The organism is Pseudomonas sp. R43(2017), from assembly GCF_002112345.1.
Taxonomy (GTDB): Bacteria; Pseudomonadota; Gammaproteobacteria; order Pseudomonadales; family Pseudomonadaceae; genus Aquipseudomonas; species Aquipseudomonas kribbensis.
In genome coordinates this window covers 300,233-321,101 of the sequence record NZ_NEHJ01000004.1, presented here as the reverse complement: position 1 = coordinate 321,101, position 20,869 = coordinate 300,233, and the positions used below count along the sequence as shown (strand labels likewise).

Genomic DNA, 20,869 nt, shown 5'->3' with positions numbered 1-20,869 from the left:
CGGGAACAAAACTATGGCGCGTGGCCGGGCGTGGCGCCAGCGACGTTCGTCTTGTGAATCGACGACCATCAGGCGAGCCGATAGCCCTTCATCGCGATCAGTTGGAAGGCAACTGGGGCGGTGCGGCCAGCTGGATTTCCTGAATGGTTTCGATCTGTTCGTGGGCGACGTGCACGCCGGTGAGTTCGCCGATCAGTCGCCAATGCTCGTCGAGTCCGGTGCTGATGGTCGCCATGCGATCGATCATGTGGCGGCCGGCGGTCTTGACCACTTCGTCTTCACTGCGCAGCAGTTCGAAGGACAAGGAAGTGACCGAAGCGGTCAGATGAGTCAGTGAGCGTGCCGTGTGGCCCAGCAATTCCATTAACAGTTTTTCTTTCGATTCCATGCGGAGGCTTCCTGCGTCGCTCGTGAGTTATTTATAACCCAGCACTTTGCTTTAGCAAATGTTTCAGATCGGACATCCGACCAGCGCTTCCATGGCCGACCGGTCGCAAACCGACCAGGCCTGCTCCATCCCCGCCCTGCCTGATTGCCAAGCCCGGCGGCGCCAGTGTACAAAGGTCTGGAATCCGGCTCAAAACCGGCGCTTCGAGTGACCGCGCCACTCCCGCACACTCCGCAAAAATCGTAGCCTATTGGAAAAACGCGACATTTAGTGTCAATATCGCGCCTCCCCCTATTTCGTCGCCCCGTGCGGCTTACGCCGCAGGTCTCGCCCGTTGTTCCTGTAAACAAGGCTTTGAGCATCTGCGGTTTGTAGCAAAAAGGTAGTCAATGATGAGCGCAAGGCACTTTCTCTCCCTGATGGATTGCACGCCCGAAGAGCTGGTCAGCGTGATCCGTCGAGGCGTTGAGCTCAAGGACCTGCGTAACCGCGGCGTACTGTTCGAGCCTCTGAAAAACCGCGTCCTGGGGATGATCTTCGAGAAATCCTCGACCCGCACCCGGATCTCCTTCGAGGCCGGCATGATCCAGCTCGGTGGCCAGGCGATCTTCCTTTCGCCGCGCGACACCCAGTTGGGCCGTGGCGAGCCCATCGGCGACTGCGCCATCGTCATGTCGAGCATGCTCGACGCGGTGATGATCCGTACCTTTGCCCACAGCACCCTGACCGAATTTGCCGCAAACTCCCGCGTGCCGGTGATCAACGGCCTGTCCGATGACCTGCACCCGTGCCAGTTGCTGGCCGACATGCAGACCTTCCTCGAACACCGTGGCTCGATCCAGGGCAAGACCGTGGCCTGGATCGGCGACGGCAACAACATGTGCAACAGCTATATAGAAGCGGCGATCCAGTTCGACTTCCAGTTGCGCGTGGCCTGCCCGGAAGGCTACGAGCCGAATCCCGAGTTCGTCGCCAGGGCCGGTGACCGCGTGACCATCGTCCGCGACCCGAAGGACGCCGTGCGCGGCGCGCATCTGGTGAGCACCGACGTCTGGACCTCCATGGGCCAGGAAGAGGAAACCGCCAAGCGTCTGCAGCTGTTCGCGCCGTTCCAGGTCAACCGCGCCCTGCTCGACCTGGCCGCCGAGGACGTGCTATTCATGCACTGCCTGCCCGCCCACCGCGGGGAGGAAATCAGCCTCGACCTGCTCGATGACCCGCGCTCCGTCGCCTGGGATCAGGCAGAAAACCGTCTCCACGCACAGAAGGCCCTGCTCGAGTTCCTCGTCGAACCGGCATATCACCACGCATGAGTCATGAATTACTGCTGAACCTGCGCAACCTCGCTTGCGGCTATCAAGATCAACGTGTGGTGCAGAACCTCAATCTGCACCTCAACGCCGGTGACATCGGTTGCCTGCTCGGCTCCTCGGGCTGCGGCAAGACCACCACCCTGCGCGCCATCGCCGGTTTCGAACCGGTCCACGAAGGGGAAATCCAGCTCGGCGGTGAAACCATCTCCAGCGCCGGTTTCACCCTCGCCCCGGAAAAACGCCGGATCGGCATGGTGTTCCAGGACTACGCGCTGTTCCCGCACCTGAGCGTCGCGGACAACATCGCCTTCGGCATTCGCAAGCACCCGAACAAGGAGCGCGTCGTCGAAGAGTTGCTGGAACTGGTCAACCTGAAGAGTCTCGGCAAGCGCTTTCCGCACGAATTGTCCGGTGGCCAGCAGCAACGTGTCGCCCTCGCCCGCGCCCTGGCGCCGGAGCCGCAACTGCTGCTGCTCGACGAGCCGTTTTCCAACCTCGACGGCGAACTGCGACGCAAGCTCAGCCATGAGGTGCGCGACATTCTCAAGGCCCGTGGCACCAGTGCGATTCTGGTGACTCACGATCAGGAAGAAGCCTTCGCCGTCAGCGATCACGTCGGCGTGTTCAAGGAAGGCCGGCTGGAGCAGTGGGATACGCCGTACAACCTCTACCACGAACCGGCGACGCCGTTTGTGGCGAGTTTCATTGGCCAGGGTTACTTCATCCGTGGCCAGCTCGGCAGCCCGGAATCGGTGCACACCGAACTCGGCGAACTGCGCGGCAATCGCGCCTACACCTGGCCGACCGGCGGCGCGGTGGATGTGCTGCTGCGTCCGGATGACATCGTTTATGCGCCGGACAGCGGGTTGAAAGCACGGATCGTCGGCAAGACCTTCCTCGGGGCTTCGACCCTGTATCGCCTGCAACTGCCGACCGGCGCGCAACTGGAATCGATCTTCCCGAGCCACGCTGACCATCAGGTTGGTGCGGATGTCGGGATTCGTGTGGCGGCGGAACATCTGGTGTTGTTCCAGGCGTCCGGTAGCACGGCTGCGCAGATTCCGGCCGTGGAAAACGGTGTTCGCCGATATAGCACTGCCCACTGACCCGCAAAAAGAGAGGGAGCCTGATGGCTCCCTTTTTTTGCTTCAGCCCAGCATCAATGTGCCGCTCGCCACGAGCGTCGCATTCCCGCCAATCTTCACCCGCTCGCCTTCCAGCCGACAGAACAACTCCCCGCCTCGCGCCGAACGTTGGCAAGCGGTCAGGCTCGACTTGCCCAAACGTTTTGACCAGTACGGAATCAGGCTGCAATGGGTCGATCCCGTGACCGGGTCTTCATTGATGCCGATGGCCGGAGCGAAGTAGCGCGAGACGAAATCATGCTGACTGCCCCGGGCCGTGACGATGGCGCCGAGCCAAGGCAACCTGGCCAGGGCGACCATGTCCGGCGTGCAATCGAGCACCGCCTGCTCCGATTCCAGCACCACGAACAGTTCGTTGGAACTCAGAACATCCACTGCCTGGACATTCAGCGCACGCTCGATCTCCACGGTGACGCCTTTCTCCACCGCTTCAATGGCCGGGAAATCCAGCCACAGCCGGCCACCTTCACGGCTGACACTCAACGGCCCGGACTTGCAGGTGAAGTCCAGACGCTCGGTGCTTTCCTTATAGATCTCGAACAACACATAGGCACTGGCCAGTGTCGCGTGACCGCACAACGGCACCTCGGTGGTCGGCGTGAACCAGCGGATATGCCAGGCCTGGCCTTCGCGCACCAGAAACGCGGTTTCCGCCAGGTTGTGTTCGGCGGCGATCTTTTGCATCAAATCGTCCGCGAGCCAGGCGTCGAGCCGATAGACCATCGCCGGATTGCCACTGAAGGGCCGATCGCTGAATGCGTCGACCTGATGAAACTCGAGCTGCATAACCTTCTCCCTGTGTCAGTCGAAAGAGCATGCCGCTGCGGCTTGTTCATCGCCAGTGACAGAACCGGTCAATTTTTCTCATACAGAACTCAGGCACGACCAATGTCGGCGAACTTCGCCTGGGTGTGCTCGGCGAGAACGGCGGGCGCCAGTTCGACTTCCAGACCACGTCGACCGGCACTGACATAAATGGTCGCAAAACCCTGGGCGGAATTATCAATAAAGGTGCGCAGGCGTTTTTTCTGCCCCAGCGGGCTGATGCCGCCCAACAGGTAACCGGTGGAACGTTGCGCGGCAGCCGGGTCGGCCATTTCCACTTTCTTCACTCCTGCGGCGTGGGCCAGCCCTTTGAGGTCGAGACTTCCGACGACCGGCACGACGGCCACCAGCAATTCGCCTTTTTCACTGGCCGCCAGCAGCGTCTTGAACACCTGCGCCGGCTCCAGCCCCAGTTTTTCCGCGGCCTCCAGGCCGTAGGACGCGGCCTTGGGGTCATGTTCGTAACTGTGCACGCGATGTTCGGCACGAACTTTTTTCAACAAGTCCAACGCAGGGGTCATGGCAGCTCCAGGCTCGGCAGTGGCAAAAAATCCTGCGCCGGATTCTAGGCCATCGCCACGTAAAAGGCTCTACTGCGCGCCACGTTTCCCGGGGCTTGCAGGCTGACAGCCGCATCGCCCAACGGGTGCCCCGCAGGATCATTCACCTGACTGATAGTTTATTTGTGACCGATGGTTCACTTTCGACCTTTGACAGCTTTGTTTCTTGTCTATATTTTTTCGAATCTGAATAATGTAAGAATTATCGTCACCGCAGCACCCAGCAGTAAACCGGGAACAGGATGGGGATCCTGCCCCGGCGAAAATCGCGCCTTGCCCTGTCGGCAACCGCGCCAGACAACAACAAAAACCGAGGTTTTCAATGACAACTGCGTTACAGCAACCATCGCTCTCGAGCCAGTGCCTGGCCGAGTTTCTGGGTACTGCACTTCTGATCTTTTTCGGTACGGGCTGCGTCGCCGCGCTCAAGGTCGCGGGCGCGAGTTTCGGTCTGTGGGAAATCAGCATCATCTGGGGCGTCGGCGTAAGCATGGCGATCTACCTCACCGCCGGAGTTTCCGGTGCGCACCTGAACCCTGCCGTCAGTATCGCCCTGAGCATTTTCGCCGACTTCGAAAAGCGCAAACTGCCGTTCTACATTCTTTCCCAGGTCGCCGGTGCCTTCTGCGGCGCGCTGTTGGTTTACACGCTGTACAGCAACCTGTTCTTCGATTTCGAACAAACTCACCATATGGTTCGTGGCTCCGCCGCCAGCCTGGAACTGGCCTCGGTGTTCTCCACCTTCCCGAACCCTGCGCTGTCGACCGCTCAGGCGTTCCTGGTCGAGGTGATCATCACCGCGATCCTGATGGGCGTGATCATGTCCTTGACCGATGACAACAACGGCCTGCCGAAAGGCCCGCTGGCGCCGCTGCTGATCGGTCTGCTGATTGCCGTGATCGGCAGTTCGATGGGCCCGCTGACCGGTTTCGCGATGAACCCGGCCCGTGACTTCGGTCCGAAGCTGATGACTTTCTTCGCAGGCTGGGGTGAAATTTCCTTCACCGGCGCCCGTGAAATCCCGTACTTCCTGATTCCGATTTTTGCACCGATTGTCGGTGCCTGCCTCGGCGCTGCCGGGTATCGCGGGCTGATTGCCCGTCACCTGACCGGCGCCACACCTGCTACAAAGGACGCAGCACCGGCCATTGACGGCAAACCAAGAACTTCTTGAAACAGTCGGCGCGGGCTCCTGCCCATTTCGAGCCCGCGCCACGGCCCACTCACCCTTATTTCGTCCAAGGCAATCGACATGACCGACATTCAGAATAAGAACTACATCATTGCCCTCGATCAGGGTACGACCAGCTCCCGCGCGATCATTTTCGACCGCGATGCGAACGTGGTCTGCACCGCGCAGCGCGAATTCGCCCAGCATTACCCGCAAGCCGGCTGGGTCGAACACGACCCGATGGAAATCTTCGCTACCCAGAGCGCAGTGATGGTCGAGGCGCTGGCCCAGGCCGGTCTGCATCACGACCAGGTGGCCGCCATCGGCATCACCAACCAGCGTGAAACCACCGTGGTCTGGGACAAGACCACCGGCCGCCCGGTCTACAACGCGATCGTCTGGCAATGCCGCCGCAGCACCGAGATCTGCCAGCAGCTCAAGCGCGACGGTCATGAAGACTACATTCGCGAGAACACCGGCCTGGTCACCGACCCGTACTTCTCCGGCACCAAACTGAAGTGGATCCTCGACAACGTCGAAGGCAGCCGCGAGCGTGCGCGCAACGGCGAACTGCTGTTCGGCACCGTCGACAGCTGGCTGATCTGGAAATTCACCGGCGGCAAGGTGCACGTCACCGACTACACCAACGCCTCGCGGACCATGCTCTTCAACATCCACTCGCTGGAGTGGGATTCGAAGATGCTAGAGATCCTCGACATCCCGCGCGAGATGCTGCCGGAAGTCAAAGCCTCCTCGGAAATCTACGGTCGCACCAAAAGCGGCATCGCCATCGGCGGTATCGCCGGCGACCAGCAGGCTGCACTGTTCGGCCAGATGTGCGTCGAGCCGGGCCAGGCGAAAAACACCTATGGCACCGGCTGCTTCCTGCTGATGAACACCGGCGACAAAGCGGTGAAATCGCAGCACGGCATGCTCACCACCATCGCCTGCGGCCCGCGCGGCGAAGTGGCCTACGCACTGGAAGGCGCTGTGTTCAACGGCGGTTCGACCGTGCAGTGGCTGCGCGATGAACTGAAAATCATCAACGACGCCCACGACACCGAGTACTTCGCCAATAAGGTGAAGGACAGCAACGGCGTCTATCTGGTGCCAGCCTTTACCGGCCTAGGCGCTCCCTACTGGGACCCGTATGCCCGTGGCGCGCTGTTCGGCCTGACTCGCGGCGTGCGTGTGGATCACATCATCCGCGCCGCGCTGGAATCGATCGCCTACCAGACCCGCGACGTACTCGATGCCATGCAACAGGACTCCGGCGAACGCCTCAAGGCCCTGCGCGTGGACGGCGGTGCGGTGGCGAACAACTTCCTGATGCAGTTCCAGGCCGACATCCTCGGCACTCAGGTCGAGCGCCCGCAAATGCGCGAAACCACTGCACTCGGTGCAGCGTACCTGGCAGGTCTGGCGTGCGGCTTCTGGGGCAGCCTGGAAGAACTGCGCGGCAAGGCAGTGATCGAACGCGAATTCGAACCGAGCCTGGACGAAGCGGCAAAAGAGAAGCTGTATAAAGGCTGGAAAAAAGCCGTCAGCCGTACCCGTGACTGGGAACGTGAGGACGCTGAATAAGCCAGTCTGAGGACTGGTAACGGCATGTAACTGGTCGGGAGCGGATTCCTGCGGCATCATGGGCAAATTTTGCACGGCAGCCCAAAGGAAGCCCCATGAATCTGCCTCCCCGTCAGCAGCAAATCCTCGAGCTGGTCCGCGAACGCGGCTATGTGAGCATCGAGGAAATGGCCACGCTGTTCGTTGTTACCCCGCAAACCATCCGCCGCGATATCAATCAACTGGCGGAAGCCAATCTGCTGCGTCGCTACCACGGCGGCGCCGCCTATGATTCCAGCGTCGAAAACACCGCCTATGCGATGCGCGCCGATCAGATGCGCGACGAAAAACAACGCATCGGTGAAGCCATCGCCGCGCAGATTCCCGATCACGCCTCGTTGTTCATCAACATCGGCACTACCACCGAATCCATCGCCCGCGCCCTGCTCAACCACAGCCACCTGAAAATCATCACCAACAACCTGCACGTCGCCTCGATGCTCAGTGCCAAGGATGATTTCGATGTGCTGCTCACCGGCGGCAATGTCCGTCGCGACGGCGGCGTGGTGGGTCAGGCGAGCGTGGACTTCATCAATCAGTTCAAGGTCGACTTTGCGCTGGTGGGCATCAGTGGCATCGACGAAGACGGCAGCCTGCTCGACTTCGATTACCAGGAAGTGCGGGTGTCCCAGGCGATCATCGCCAATGCCCGGCAGGTGATCCTGGCGGCGGACTCCAGCAAATTCGGCCGTAACGCGATGATTCGCCTCGGTCCGATCAGCCTGATCGATTGCCTGGTCACCGATCAGCAGCCGGTGCCGGCCCTGGCGCAACTGCTGAGCCAGAACAAGATTCGTCTGGAAGTCGTTTAACTCCTCCTTACATCCTCAGCGCCTGTACTGGCGCCTTCGTCGGATCGCCGTCCGGGGCAAGCCCGCTCCCACTGGTGTTGAATCGGCCACAAGATTTGTGAGCACAACCGACCACTGTGGGAGCGGGCTTGCCCGCGAAGGCGATCTTACAGGCGCCCTCATCCGCGCCCTGACGCGCATTTCATGTTCGAATATTTTCCTTTCCCCGCCCTTCGATGAGTTTTTTCAATCGAAGTCGACTGGCTGCGCGTGTCTTTATGGGCTACCATTTTCGCAAATGAACATTCATGTTCGATTTCCAAGACAGAAAATCAAAAGAGCCCGAGGCCAGCCGATGTCCACCTCTACCTTGCGTACGCCCCCTATCTCCGAGATCTACGATATCGCCGTCATTGGCGGCGGGATCAATGGCGTGGGGATCGCAGCGGATGCCGCCGGTCGCGGTCTCTCGGTGTTCCTTTGCGAAAAGGACGACCTGGCCAGCCACACCTCGTCGGCCAGCAGCAAGCTGATCCACGGTGGTCTGCGCTACCTCGAACATTATGAATTCCGTCTGGTGCGCGAAGCCCTGGCCGAGCGCGAAGTGCTGCTGGCCAAGGCCCCGCACATCGTCAAACCTATGCGTTTCGTACTGCCGCACCGCCCGCACCTGCGTCCGGCGTGGATGATCCGCGCCGGCCTGTTCCTGTATGACAACCTCGGCAAGCGCGAAAAGCTCGCAGGCTCCAAAAGCCTGAAGTTCGGTGCCGACAGCGCACTGAAAAGCGAAATCACCAAAGGTTTCGAATACTCCGACTGCTGGGTCGACGACGCCCGCCTGGTGGTGCTGAATGCCATGGCTGCCCGTGAAAAAGGCGCGCATGTGCACACCCAGACCCGTTGCGTCAGCGCCCGCCGCGCCAAAGGCCTGTGGCACCTGAACCTGGAACGCGCCGATGGCAGCCTGTTCTCGATCACCGCCAAGGCACTGGTGAACGCCGCCGGCCCGTGGGTCGCCAAGTTCATCCGTGACGACCTGAAGATGGAGTCGCCGTACGGCATCCGCCTGATCCAGGGCAGCCACATCATCGTGCCGAAACTGTACGAAGGCGATCACGCGCACATCCTGCAAAACGAAGATCAGCGCATCGTTTTCACCATTCCGTACCTGAACAACCTGACGCTGATCGGCACCACCGACCGCGAGTACACCGGCGACCCGGCCAAAGTGGCGATCACCGACGGCGAAACCGATTACCTGCTGAAAGTGGTCAACGCCCACTTCAAGAAGCAGATCAGCCGTGACGACATCCTGCACACCTACTCGGGCGTCCGTCCGCTGTGCAACGACGAATCCGACAATCCTTCGGCCGTGACCCGCGACTACACCCTGGCGCTGTCCGGCAGCAGCGAAGAAGCCCCGTTGCTGTCGGTGTTCGGCGGCAAGCTGACCACCTACCGCAAACTCGCCGAGTCGGCGATGGCGCAACTGATGCCGTTCTTCACCCAGATGCGTCCGAGCTGGACCGCCAGCGCAACTCTGCCGGGCGGCGAAGACATGACCACGCCGCAGGCCTTGAGCGCGCTGATCCGCGACAAATTCGACTTCGTCCCGAGCGAAATCGCCCGCCGCTGGGCCACCACCTACGGCAGCCGCACCTGGCGCATGCTCGAAGGCGTGGACAGCCTGGCCGACATGGGCGAACACATCGGCGGCGGTCTCTACACCCGTGAAGTCGATTATCTGTGCGCCGAAGAGTGGGCCACCACCGCTCATGACATCCTGTGGCGCCGCAGCAAGCTGGGCCTGTTCACCACCCCGGCCGAACAGGAAAAACTGGCGGCGTACCTGAGCCAGGTCGAGCAGAACCGCAGCAAGATCGAAGCGGCCTGATCTTCAAGCCGCGTTGACGAAAGCCCCTGAATCTCTCGATTCAGGGGCTTTTTGCGTTACTGCGCCAGATGCAGCAGGAGGAAATCGATGAATGCCCGCGACTTGTGCGGCAGATGCGCGGTGTTGGGAAATACGACATTGATCGACTGAGAAGGCAACGTATACGCCGGCAACAGGCGAACCAGCCGTCCGCTGGCGATATCGTCCTCGACCACCCAGCCCGGCAACACCGAGACGCCGAGCGACGACAAGGTCATCGAGCGAATCGCCGTGGAGGAGTTGGATTCGAAATGGCTGGTGCCATTGACCTCCACCGTCCCTCCCCGATCATCGCGCAGTACCCATTGCGTGGGCGCCTGCAAATTGCTGTTGGCAATCCATGGCACACCGTTCAGATCTTGCGGCTGCGCCACCGGGTGACGCTCGACAAACGCCGGAGTCGCCACCAGCACGATTTGATAATCCGCCAGCTTGCGGCTCTTGAAGGCGGAATCCGCCAGATTGCCCAGACGCACCACCAGATCCAGTTTTTCCGCCACCAGATCATTCAATGACGAATTGAAGTTGTAGCACAGGCGAATTTCCGGATAACGCTCGCTGAACAATGGAATCAACGGAAGAATGAACTTCTCGCCGTATTCACTGGTTGAACTAATTCGTAACTTCCCAGAAACCCGGTTATTACCCTTCAGTACATTATCAAAGGCATTATCGATATCCGCGACAATGCCCTTGAACTCTTCATAAAAGTCCTGACCAATTTCAGTCAGCGATATATTCCGGGTATTGCGAATCAGCAACGTCGCCGAAAGAACTTCTTCCAGCGCCTTGACATGCAGGCTGGCCATGGCTTTGCTGATACTCAGGTAGTTCGCAGCCTTGGTGTAAGAGCCGAAGTCGACCACGGCGAGAAATGTCTGAACCCGATTCAGATGAGAATGCATGGCGGTGGCGTTCACTGTTTAATCCTTTCAAACATTGTTTCAAGGATAGTCGTATCGACACTCCAAGTCCATCGCCCCTATGCTTTGCGACAAAGAGGAAACAACAATGAACTATCGCTACAAGATCGCGCTGATCTTTCTGATCGGCTTTTTTATTGACTGCATAAACATATTCATGTCCGCCGTGGCATTACCCAGCATATCGGCGACATTGCAAGTAAGCAGTTCTTCGGTGGCCTGGGTGGCGAATGCCTATATCCTCGGCCTGACCCTGATCATTCCTGTCAGCACCTGGCTCGCCGGGCGTTTCGGCAGCCGCGAGATTCTCACCGCTTCGATGCTGGTTTTTACCGGCTCCGTATGGATGTGCGGCCTGGCCGACAGTTTTCATGAACTGGTGATCTGGCGCTTCGTCCAGGGCATCGGTGGCGGGTTGTTGATTCCGGTGGGTCAGGCGTTGACCTTCAACCTGTTCCAGGGCGAGCAACGGGCGAAAATCTCCACACTGGTGATGGCCGTGGCCCTGATCGCCCCGGCCATTTCGCCGACCGTCGGCGGCATCATCGTCGACAGCAGTTCGTGGCGCTGGGTGTTCTACAGCAACATTCCGTTTTCGCTGATCGCTGCCGGATTATCCTGGTTCTGGATTCGCGAAAGCCGACCGACCAGCCTGGCGCGCCCGGACATCCTCGGCCTGCTGCTGGTCAGTGCCGCGCTGGGCAGCCTGCTGATGGGCATGTCGCTGTACGGCGGCGACTATCCTGCCATCGAGGCCATTGCCTGTGTCGCGGCGGGCCTGATGTTCGTGGCGCTGTACCTGCTGCATTACCGTCGCAAGCGCGACGCGATCATTGACCTGAGCCTGCTCAAGAGCAAAAAGCTCAGCACCTCGATCTTCATCTATTACGCGATTCCCGGCGTGTTCACCGGGGTCAACCTGATGAGCATCTTCTTTCTGCAGAACACCCTGCACTTCAGCGCCCGCCTCACTGGCATGTTCATGATCCTCTACGCCACCGGCGCATTCATCGCGATGCTCACCTGCGGCCGGGTCTACAACAAAATCGGCGCCCGGCGCCTCTTCACCCTCGGCATGCTGATCCACAGCGCCGGCATCGCCACCCTGATGCTGGTGGATGCGCCGACCGATATCGGGGTGATCGTGATCGCCTACAGCCTGATGGGCATCGGCGGCGGGATCGGCGCCAACACCGCGCAAACCACCTCGCTGATGGACTTCAAGGGCAGCGAAACCCACAAGGCCAGTGTGATCTGGAACATCAACCGGCAGATGTCGTTCAGCGTCGGCGCGGCGTTGTTCCTGATGATCTACAACCTGCTGCTCAAACAGTTCGACTCGACCCCGGCCTATCACGCCACGTTCGCAATTGCTGCGCTGGTCGGACTGTTCCCACTGCTTCAAATGAGCCAACTGAACCCTCCAAAGGAATGCCATGAACAACAACCCGGTTGAACTAGCCCGCCACAGCATCCACCACGTGCATGAACTGATTCATCGTGTCTTCACCAATGCCGACGGCGCCGGCGAAGCCGCCATCGCGCCACTGATGGATGTCTTCAGCGAAGACTTCAGCATGGTCACCACCTCGGCCGCCGTGGTCGGGCGGGCCCAGGTCGAGCAACTGTTCAAAGGTGCGGTCGGTGCCCGTCCGGGCCTGGAAATCGACATCAGCGACCTGCACACGATCTGGCACGAAGGCCCGACCGTCGCCCTGCGCTACAAGGAAACCCATCGCCAGAACCAGCGCGAGACTTCGCGCATTTCCGTGACGATCCTGCGCGTGCATCAGCACGGCACCCGCTGGCTGTACCTGCACGAAACACCGCTGGCCCAGGAAAACCCGGCATGAATTACACCGTTACCCATTGCCGGATGCTGTCGGCATCAATCAAGGAAATCACCGTCACCGGCGCTCCCGCCGCCACGCAATCGGCCCATGCCGGGGGGCACTTCAAATGGCTGATAGCGCCCTCGGGCGAATGGCGTCATTACTCCACCGTGGAGCTGGGCGACAGCGTCGAAGGTCATTTCACTTTCGCCATTCGCCTCAGTGACGACTCCCCCAGCAGCCAGTACCTGCGCTCGCTGGCGGCCGGCGACCAGGTGCAGCTCGAAGGCCCGTTCAACACTTTCAACTACCCGCTCGACACCCGGACCGGTCGCGACATCGCGATTGCCGGCGGCATCGGCATCACTCCGCTGACCGGCATCCTGCGGCATCTGACCGCGTTGGAGCGTTCGGCGCACCTGCATTACTTCGCCCGCAGCGTCGACGATGCGGCCTACGCCGAAGATCTGCGATCACTGCTGCAAGACCGCATGAACCTGCACCTGTCCGGCCAGCGCCCGGCGATTCACCAGGTACTCGCTGACCTGTGCGCCGAAGACCGGCTCTACGTCTGCGGTCCGGCGGCGATGCTCAACGACATCCTGAGCCACGCCGAATCCGCCGGGCTGCCCCGCGATCGTATTTATCTGGAGGTGTTCAACGTCGCCCGGGATGAAGGCGCCCGGGGTTTTACGGTCGAGGCGGCAGATTCCGCCTTAAGCATCGAGGTCGGTCCCGACCAGACCTTGCTCGAAGCCCTGGAAGCCGCGGGTCTGGACCCGATCTCTGACTGCCGTCGCGGCGAGTGCGGCGTCTGCGCGCTGGACGTGCTGGAAGGCGACGTCGAGCACCGGGATTTCATCATGAGCGAACAAGAAGCGGCCTGCAGCGCACGGATCTATCCCTGCGTTTCCCGGGCGAAAAGCCCACGCCTGAAGCTGGCGATCTGAAGAGGACACCCCGTTGGACAACTATTTCAATGGCAGAGAAGTGCACAAGTCTCTGTTCCTTGATCAACAACTGTTCGAACAGGAACAGCAACGCGTCTTTGCCGCAAGCTGGTGCTACCTGGGTCACGACAGCCTGATCCCCGAAACCGGCGATTACTTCACCGCCACCCTCGCCGCCCAGCCGCTGGCCATGGTGCGCCAGAAGAACGGCGACATCGTGGTGCTGCACAACCGCTGCCCGCACAAGGGCGTGAAAGTGCTGGCCGAAGCGCGTGGGAACGTGGGCCGCTTCATGCGTTGCCCCTACCACGCCTGGACGTTCAAGACCGACGGCGAGCTGCTGAGCATCCCGGTGAAAAAGGAATACGACGACTGCGACCTGAGCAGTTGTTCGGCCCACAAGGGCATGCGGCCGGTCGCGGCGGTGCGCAACTATCGCGGCTTCGTGTTCGTGCGCCTGAGTGAAACCGGCATGGGTTTCGACGAGTTTTTCGGCGAGTCGCTGTCAACGCTGGACAACATGGTCATGCGCTCCCCGCAAGGCAAGCTGCGCGTGGTCGGTCAGCCGCTGCTGCACAAGCATCGCTGCAACTGGAAGATGGTCGTCGACAACCAGACCGATACCTGCCACCCGATGATCGCCCACGAATCCTCGGCCGGCGAAGCCATTCGCCTGTGGAAGGAAACCGGTGACCAGAGCCAGCCTGCGCCGATGGCCGTGGAACTGTTCTCGCCGTTCATGGCCTCGTACGAATTCTTCGCCGGCATGGGCATCCGCGTCTGGCCCAACGGCCACGGACACACCGGGGTCAGCAACTCGATCCACAAGGCCTACACGGGCATTCCCGGTTACTGGGAGCTGATGGTCGAAAGCTACGGCGAGGACCAGGCCCGGGCCATTCTTGACGACACCCGGCACAACACCGTGTATTTCCCCAACTTGATGGTTAAGGGCCCGATCCAGACGCTGCGGGTGATCCGCCCGGTGAGTGCGCAGGAAACCATCGTCGAGTCGTGGATCTTCGAACTGCAGGGCGCCCCGGTGCAGTTGCTGGAACGCACCGTGCAGTACAACAACCTGATCAACTCGCCGTGCTCGATGGTCGCCCATGACGACGTGGAGATGTACGAGCGCGCCATGGAAGGCCTGCACAGCGACGCCAACGAATGGGTCAACGTTGCCCGACTGTTCGAACCGGGCGAGACCTACGACCAGACCCGCGTGGTGTCCGGCACCAGTGAACTGGCGATGCGCAACTTCTACGACAACTGGCAAAACCTGATGCGGGACGACCATGCACCACGATCAAACTGAACGGGCGATCGAGCGTTTGCTCGAGACCGAAATGCACCTGCTCGATCAACAGGACTTCGACGCCTGGCAGCAATTGCTGAGCGATGACTACACCTACTGGATTCCGATGACCCGCGAACAGCGCAGCCCGCTGCACGAATCCTCGCTGGTGTATGAAGACCGCTTCCTGACCACCCTGCGCATCAACCGCCTGGCCAATGCCCGCAACTTTTCCCAACAGCCGAAAAGCCGTTGCCTGCACATTGCCCAGCGCCCCCGGATCACGATTGAAGAGCCGTCCTGCAGCGCCGTCGCCAGCAGCAATCTGCTGTATTGCGAAGCCCGTGGCGAGCGCGAATGGCATTACCCCGCCACCGTCGAACATCGCCTGATCAATCTCGACGGCGAATGGAAAATCCAGGGCAAGAAGATCCTGTTGCTCAACCCCGACCGCGCCCTCGAAAGCCTGCAGCTCATCATCTGACCGACCGAGAATTACCCCTGTGAACTCCATGAACCATCCTGCCAGCCAGGATACCGCGTGCCTGTCTTTCCCCTATGTCGACCTGCTCTACGATTACGGTCAGTTCCTGCGCAACGCCGACCAGGCCATCGGAAACCTGCCGGCACTCACGGCAGAAAAACACATCGGCATCGTCGGCGCCGGCCTGACCGGGCTGGTGGCGGCCTATGAGTTGCTGCGTGCCGGTGCCCGTCGCGTGACCCTGTTCGAGGCTGAAGAAAGCCACATCGGCGGTCGCCTGTTGACTCAATGCTTCGATGAAGAACAACCGCAGTTCATCGCGGAAATGGGCGCCATGCGCTTTCCACCGAGCGAGGTCGGGCTGTTCCATTACCTCAACAAGTTCGGCATCCAGACCACTGAAGCCTTTCCCGATCCGGGGGTGGTCGATACCGAACTGCATTATCGTGGCGAGGCCCATCACTGGGCCGCGATGCAACCGCCGCCGGCACTGTTCAGCACCGTGCATCAGGGCTGGAATGCGTTTCTGCGCGAAGGCGCGGTACTGGACGACGGCACCAGCCTTGCCCCGCCGCTGCTGCTGACCGAACTGCTCAAGCAGCACAATTACTGCGAAGTGCAGCCGGAATGGCAACGCTATCTGGACTGCTTCGGTGACAGCTCTTTCTATTCGGCGATGGTGCGCATCTTCACCAGCAAGAACCCGCCGGGCGGCAAGGTCTGGCGCAAACCGGAAGACTTCCACCTGTTCGGCTCGCTGGGCATCGGCTCCGGTGGTTTCCAATCGGTCTATCGCGCCTCGTTCACCGAAATTCTGCGGCTGGTAGTCAACGCGCTGGAAGTCAATCAGCGGCTGGTGCCGAACGGCATCTCCTCGCTGGCAGAGCTGATCGCCGACACCCGGTTCAACGGCATGCAACTGCGCGACATGATCTGCCGTACCCGCATCGAATCGATCAACAAGGGACCCGACGGACAGATCCTGCTGGCCGGCAGCAACGGCGAAACCTACGCCTGCGACCGGGTGATCACCACCACCACGACCCGCGCCTTGCAGGTCAACCTCAAGCTCACCCAGAACCAGGCGTTCGTGAATCGCGACGTGGCCCGGGCCATCAACGAAACCCACATGGTCGGGTCCTCCAAGCTGTTCATCCTGACCAGGGACAAGTTCTGGCTCAAACACGGCCTGGCGCAGAACATCCAGACCGACACCCTGGTCAAGGGCGTGTACTGCCTGGACTACGCGCCACAAGACCCGGACTCCTGGGGCGTGGTGCTGATCAGTTACACCTGGGAAGACGACTCGCACAAGATGGTTTCCATGACCGACAAAGTGCAGCGCTGCCTGCGCCTGGTGGACGAGCTGGCGATGAGCGCGCCGGAATTCGCCCGCCACCTGATCCCGCTCAACGGCGACTACCAGCGCTACGTGCTCGAATACGACTGGCTGACCGACAAGCATGCCCTCGGTGCCTTCAAGCTGAATTTCCCCGGCGACGACATCTATTCCGAGCGCCTGTTCTATCAGTTCCGCACCGCTCTCGATCCGCGTCAGGACACCGGTCTTTACCTGGCGGGCTGCGGCGCTTCGTTCACCGGCGGCTGGGCCGAAGGTTCGATCCAGACGGCCCTGAACGCCGCCTGCTCGGTCATCAGCAGCCTGGGTGGCGACCTGATCGACGGCAATCCGCTCGACGGGCTGGTTCCGCAGTACCGCTACTGCTGATTGCGTCCCTTTCTTTTCGCCGAGACTTTCCATGTACAGACAGTTTTCCATCGAACAGCTCGTCAACGGATTTCGCCGTGGCGAGCTCTGCCTCGACACCTGGCAGCAGGCCCTGCGCGAGCGCCATGACCGGGCGCAGCATCTGCACAGTTTCATCACGTTCGACCCCGCGACGTTCGCCTACACGCCGGACGCGGATCGCCTGGCGCCGCTATACGGGCTGCCGGTGTCCTTCAAGGACAACATCAATGTCAGCGGCATGCCGACCACCGCCGGCACCCCCGGCCTCGCCGATTACCGGCCGCAGCACGACGCCGGTATCGTGGCGCGCTTCAAGCAACTGGGCGCGCGGGTGGTGGGCAAGAACAACATGCACGAACTGTCGTTCGGCGTGACGTCGGCCAACCACACCTACGGCGCGGTCATCAACCCGGCCAGCGAGCTGCATGGCGCCGGTGGCAGCAGCGGTGGCTGTGCCGCCGCTGTCGCCGCCGGGCTGGTGCCCTGCGCGGTAGGCACCGATACCGGCGGCTCGGTGCGCATCCCGGCGGCGTTTTGCGGCGTCGTCGGCCTGCGCCCGACGACCGGCGAATACCCGGCCGCCGGCATCGTCCCGGTCTCGCAGACCAAGGACACACCAGGCCTGCTGACGCGCACAGTGGAAGACTGCCGGTTCGTCCACGGCCACCTGACCGGCCGGCACCTGCCAGCACTGCCCGACGATCGTGCGCTGCGCATCGGAATTCCCGAGCGTTTCCTCTGGGCCGATCTGGACAACAACGTCAGCCGCGACTGCCGTGCCGCCATCGACGCGCTCGCCAGCGCCGGCATGGAAATCGTTGCGGTCGACGATACGGTGATCGGCGAGATCAACGAGTGCATCCAGTTCCCGCTGCCGATCTACGAATTCTTCATCGACTTTCCACGGTTCCTGATGAAGGAAGGACGCGGCGCAGAATTCCTCGACATCCTGGCGCGGATCGGCGATCCCGGGATCAAGAAAATCCTCACTGCACAGCTGGAAAGCCCGGCGATTTCCTATACCGACTATGTGCAGGCCTTGATGGGCAAAGTCCGGCTGGAGCAGGAGTACCGGCAACTGTTCAGTCGCCACCAGCTGGACTTGATGGCCTACCCGACAGTCAGTTGCAGTGCGCCGTTGCTGGCTGATTGCGCGGATGAAAGCCATTTCGAGCGGTTCGTGCGCAACACCGATCCGGCCAGCAACCTGGCAGCGCCGAGCATGACCGTGCCGGTGGCGGCCAAGGGTTCGCTGCCGGTGGGCCTGTCGTTCGATGCATTGCCGGGGCAGGACGGATTTCTGTTGCAGGCAGTGAGCCGGTTGTCCCCCCTGCTGAACATCCGATGAGTACGGCTCGCCCCGACAAGGGGCGAGCCGGATCGAACCTTCCATAACAATATCAATGCAGGCCCAGCCATGCGTGCCACGTCACTTGCTTCATCCCCTTCCCCCGCCGCACTCGAACGCTCGCCCTCGGTCCTGGGCGGCGCCATGATCATCGGCGGAACCATCGTCGGCGCCGGAATGTTTTCCCTGCCGGTGGTCATGTCCGGGCTATGGTTTTACGGGTCGGTCGCCGTGTTGGTGTTTGCCTGGTTCTGCACCTTGCATTCGGGCCTGATGATTCTCGAGGCCAACCTCAACTACCACGAAGGCGCGAGCTTCTCGACCATCACCCGTGATCTGTTGGGGCGTACCTGGAACCGGATCAACGGTCTGAGCATCGTCTTCGTGCTCTACACCCTGACCTACGCCTACATTTCCGCCAGCGGTTCAGTGATCCATCACACCCTGCAGTCCATGGGCGTCTCGCTGTCACCGCGTGCCGGCGGTCTGGGTTTCACCGTGCTGGTGGCGTTCATCGTCTGGCTCAGCACCTCGGCGGTGAGCCGGATGACCACCGTGGTGTTCGGCGCGAAGATCCTGGCATTCTTTCTGACCTTCGGCGGCCTGCTCGGCCATGTACAACCGGCCACGCTGTTCGACCTGAACAGCGGCACCACCAGCTACTGGCCCTATCTGCTGGTAACCCTGCCCTTCTGCCTGACTTCGTTTGGATTCCACGGCAACGTACCGAGCCTGATGAAGCATTTCGGCAAGGACCCGAAGCGCATCCGTGCCTGCCTGCTGGGCGGCACGCTGATCGCACTCGGCCTGTATCTGGTGTGGATGCTGTGCAGCATGGGCAACATCCCGCGTGAAGCCTTCAAGGGCATCGCCCAGCGCGGCGGCAATATCGACGTGCTGATCAGCGCTCTGGGCTCACGCCTGGACAGCGCCAATGTCGACCTGCTGCTGACTTTCTTCTCCAACTTCGCCGTGGCCTGCTCGTTTCTCGGCGTGACCCTGGGCCTGTTCGACTATCTGGCCGACGTGCTCGGTTTCGACGATCGGCCCATGGGCCGTCTGCGAACCGCTGCCGCGACTTTCCTGCCACCGATGCTCTGCGGGTTTCTCTGGCCGGAAGGCTTCATTCACGCCATCGGTTTCGCCGGGCTGGCCGCCACACTCTGGGCCGTAATCACCCCGGCACTGCTGGCCCGGGCCTCGCGCAAACGCTTTGGCAGCCCGCTCTATCGGGTCTGGGGCGGGACGCCAATGATCGCTCTGGTGCTGTTTTTCGGCGTGATCTGCGCGGTCGCGCACCTGCTGTTCACCCTGGACCTGCTGCCGGTCTGGCGCTGAATCGCCGGCATTCGGTTTTCCGAACGCGACCTGTCGGTCGGTTCGGATAACCGGATCAGAAACGCTGAAAAACACCATCACAAAACTTTAATCACCAGCAAAATCAACCAGTTAACTTGTTGCAACTGGTCTGGCACGACTCATGCTCTACACTCCTTCGACGAATGCCTGTTGCGCCAGCACAACAGGAGCCGTCAGGCATTCGAAGCACAAAAGGGCCCGCTCAACCGGCTCCATAAAAAAAACAATGTCGAGGAAAATTTGATGCGCATCGTTCCCCATATCCTGGGCGCAGCCATTGCTGCCGCTCTGATCAGCACACCAGTTTTCGCTGCCGAGCTCACCGGCACCCTTAAGAAGATCAACGACTCGGGCACCATCACCCTCGGGCATCGTGACAGCTCCATTCCCTTCTCCTACATCGCCGATGCTTCGGGCAAACCTGTGGGCTACTCCCACGACATCCAGGTCGCTATCGTCGAAGCCCTGAAAAAAGACCTGAACAAGCCTGACCTGAACGCCAAGTACAACCTGGTCACCTCGCAAACCCGTATCCCGCTGGTGCAGAACGGCACCGTGGACATCGAGTGCGGCTCCACCACCAACAACGCCGAACGCGCCCAGCAAGTCGACTTCACCGTCAACATCTTCGAAATCGGCACCCGTCTGCTGGTCAAGAAAGACAAGGAAGGCAAGCCGTCCTACGCCGACTTCGCCGACCTGAAAGGCAAGAACGTCGTGACCACCGCCGGCACCACCTCCGAGCGCATCATCAAGGCGATGAACGCTGACAAGCAGATGGGCATGAACGTCATCTCCGCCAAGGACCACGGTGAGTCCTTCCAGATGCTGGAAAGCGGCCGCGCCGTCGCCTTCATGATGGACGACGCCCTGCTGGCCGGCGAAGAAGCCAAGGCCAAGAAGCCGGACGACTGGGTCATCACCGGTACGCCACAGTCCTTCGAAGCCTACGCGTGCATGGTTCGTAAAGACGATCCGGCCTTCAAGAAGGCTGTAGACGACGCCATCGTCGCGCTCTACAAATCGGGCGAGATCAACAAGATCTACAGCAAGTGGTTCGAGAGCCCGATCCCGCCGAAGGGTCTGAACCTGAACTTCCCGATGAGCGAAAAGGTTAAAGAGCTGATCGCCAATCCGAGCGACAAGCCTGCGCCAGACGTAAAAATCTGACACTGATCTA

General features: G+C 60.8%; 19 protein-coding genes. 15 read left to right on the top strand and 4 right to left on the bottom strand.

The annotated features are described in order from the left end of the window. Positions 1–97: 97 nt before the first annotated feature. Entirely contained in the window at positions 98–388 is a 291-nt protein-coding gene (locus CAG02_RS13440) for a hypothetical protein (protein WP_065258633.1), read from the bottom strand. Between the two features lie 392 nt (positions 389–780). On the opposite strand from CAG02_RS13440, the gene argF reads away from it, so the two are divergent. Continuing rightward, positions 781–1,701: an ornithine carbamoyltransferase gene (argF, locus tag CAG02_RS13435; RefSeq protein ID WP_085709493.1), complete on the top strand. Its 921-nt coding sequence runs from the start codon at positions 781–783 to the stop codon at positions 1,699–1,701. Further along, on the top strand, positions 1,698–2,807 hold the full coding sequence (locus CAG02_RS13430) for an ABC transporter ATP-binding protein (RefSeq protein ID WP_085709492.1): 1,110 nt from the start codon (positions 1,698–1,700) through the stop codon (positions 2,805–2,807). Before argF ends, CAG02_RS13430 begins: the two co-directional genes overlap by 4 nt. Positions 2,808–2,849: 42 nt before the next feature. Here CAG02_RS13430 and CAG02_RS13425 read toward each other — a convergent pair whose 3' ends face one another. After that, entirely contained in the window at positions 2,850–3,632 is a 783-nt protein-coding gene (locus tag CAG02_RS13425) for a PhzF family phenazine biosynthesis protein (RefSeq protein WP_085709491.1), read from the bottom strand. 89 nt (positions 3,633–3,721) lie between these two features. After that, positions 3,722–4,192 (bottom strand): Cys-tRNA(Pro) deacylase, encoded by a 471-nt coding sequence (ybaK, locus tag CAG02_RS13420; protein ID WP_085709490.1) that lies wholly within the window; start codon positions 4,190–4,192, stop codon positions 3,722–3,724. A gap of 361 nt (positions 4,193–4,553) precedes the next feature. On the opposite strand from ybaK, the gene CAG02_RS13415 reads away from it, so the two are divergent. The 4 genes from CAG02_RS13415 (at position 4,554) to glpD (ending at position 9,710) form a co-directional block, all read left to right on the top strand. Continuing rightward, positions 4,554–5,405 (top strand): MIP/aquaporin family protein, encoded by an 852-nt coding sequence (locus CAG02_RS13415; protein ID WP_085709489.1) that lies wholly within the window; start codon positions 4,554–4,556, stop codon positions 5,403–5,405. A gap of 78 nt (positions 5,406–5,483) precedes the next feature. Next, a complete protein-coding gene (glpK, locus tag CAG02_RS13410) occupies positions 5,484–6,986 on the top strand; it encodes a glycerol kinase GlpK (RefSeq protein ID WP_085709488.1) in 1,503 nt (500 codons plus the stop codon). Positions 6,987–7,081: 95 nt separating this feature from the next. After that, positions 7,082–7,837 (top strand): DeoR family transcriptional regulator, encoded by a 756-nt coding sequence (locus CAG02_RS13405; protein WP_085709487.1) that lies wholly within the window; start codon positions 7,082–7,084, stop codon positions 7,835–7,837. A gap of 334 nt (positions 7,838–8,171) precedes the next feature. Then, on the top strand, positions 8,172–9,710 hold the full coding sequence (gene glpD / locus CAG02_RS13400; protein WP_085709486.1) for a glycerol-3-phosphate dehydrogenase: 1,539 nt from the start codon (positions 8,172–8,174) through the stop codon (positions 9,708–9,710). Positions 9,711–9,766: 56 nt separating this feature from the next. Here glpD and CAG02_RS13395 read toward each other — a convergent pair whose 3' ends face one another. Further along, the gene (locus CAG02_RS13395; RefSeq protein ID WP_085709740.1) at positions 9,767–10,654 is read right to left on the bottom strand and encodes a LysR family transcriptional regulator; all 888 of its coding nucleotides are present in this window, start codon (positions 10,652–10,654) and stop codon (positions 9,767–9,769) included. A gap of 106 nt (positions 10,655–10,760) precedes the next feature. Here CAG02_RS13395 and CAG02_RS13390 point away from each other — a divergent pair, with 106 nt between their 5' ends. The 9 genes from CAG02_RS13390 (at position 10,761) to CAG02_RS13350 (ending at position 20,859) form a co-directional block, all read left to right on the top strand. Further along, on the top strand, positions 10,761–12,128 hold the full coding sequence (locus CAG02_RS13390; RefSeq protein ID WP_085709485.1) for an MFS transporter: 1,368 nt from the start codon (positions 10,761–10,763) through the stop codon (positions 12,126–12,128). Then, the gene (locus tag CAG02_RS13385) at positions 12,109–12,525 is read left to right on the top strand and encodes a DUF4440 domain-containing protein (RefSeq protein ID WP_085709484.1); all 417 of its coding nucleotides are present in this window, start codon (positions 12,109–12,111) and stop codon (positions 12,523–12,525) included. The genes CAG02_RS13390 and CAG02_RS13385 overlap by 20 nt, the downstream gene beginning before the upstream one ends. Beyond that, positions 12,522–13,454 carry a flavin reductase family protein gene (locus CAG02_RS13380; protein ID WP_085709483.1) on the top strand — a complete coding sequence of 311 codons (933 nt, stop codon included), beginning with the start codon at positions 12,522–12,524 and terminating at the stop codon, positions 13,452–13,454. The genes CAG02_RS13385 and CAG02_RS13380 overlap by 4 nt, the downstream gene beginning before the upstream one ends. Positions 13,455–13,494: 40 nt before the next feature. After that, positions 13,495–14,769 (top strand): Rieske 2Fe-2S domain-containing protein, encoded by a 1,275-nt coding sequence (locus CAG02_RS13375; protein ID WP_256576895.1) that lies wholly within the window; start codon positions 13,495–13,497, stop codon positions 14,767–14,769. Further along, the gene (locus CAG02_RS13370; protein WP_085709481.1) at positions 14,750–15,232 is read left to right on the top strand and encodes an aromatic-ring-hydroxylating dioxygenase subunit beta; all 483 of its coding nucleotides are present in this window, start codon (positions 14,750–14,752) and stop codon (positions 15,230–15,232) included. The genes CAG02_RS13375 and CAG02_RS13370 overlap by 20 nt, the downstream gene beginning before the upstream one ends. A gap of 28 nt (positions 15,233–15,260) precedes the next feature. Next, complete coding sequence (locus CAG02_RS13365; protein WP_085709480.1) at positions 15,261–16,961, top strand: NAD(P)/FAD-dependent oxidoreductase; 1,701 nt, start codon at positions 15,261–15,263, stop codon at positions 16,959–16,961. 31 nt (positions 16,962–16,992) lie between these two features. Further along, the gene (locus tag CAG02_RS13360) at positions 16,993–18,330 is read left to right on the top strand and encodes an amidase family protein (protein WP_085709479.1); all 1,338 of its coding nucleotides are present in this window, start codon (positions 16,993–16,995) and stop codon (positions 18,328–18,330) included. Between the two features lie 69 nt (positions 18,331–18,399). Then, the gene (mtr, locus tag CAG02_RS13355; RefSeq protein WP_085709478.1) at positions 18,400–19,668 is read left to right on the top strand and encodes a tryptophan permease; all 1,269 of its coding nucleotides are present in this window, start codon (positions 18,400–18,402) and stop codon (positions 19,666–19,668) included. Positions 19,669–19,932: 264 nt separating this feature from the next. Continuing rightward, positions 19,933–20,859 carry a glutamate/aspartate ABC transporter substrate-binding protein gene (locus CAG02_RS13350; protein ID WP_085709739.1) on the top strand — a complete coding sequence of 309 codons (927 nt, stop codon included), beginning with the start codon at positions 19,933–19,935 and terminating at the stop codon, positions 20,857–20,859. Positions 20,860–20,869: the final 10 nt, after the last annotated feature.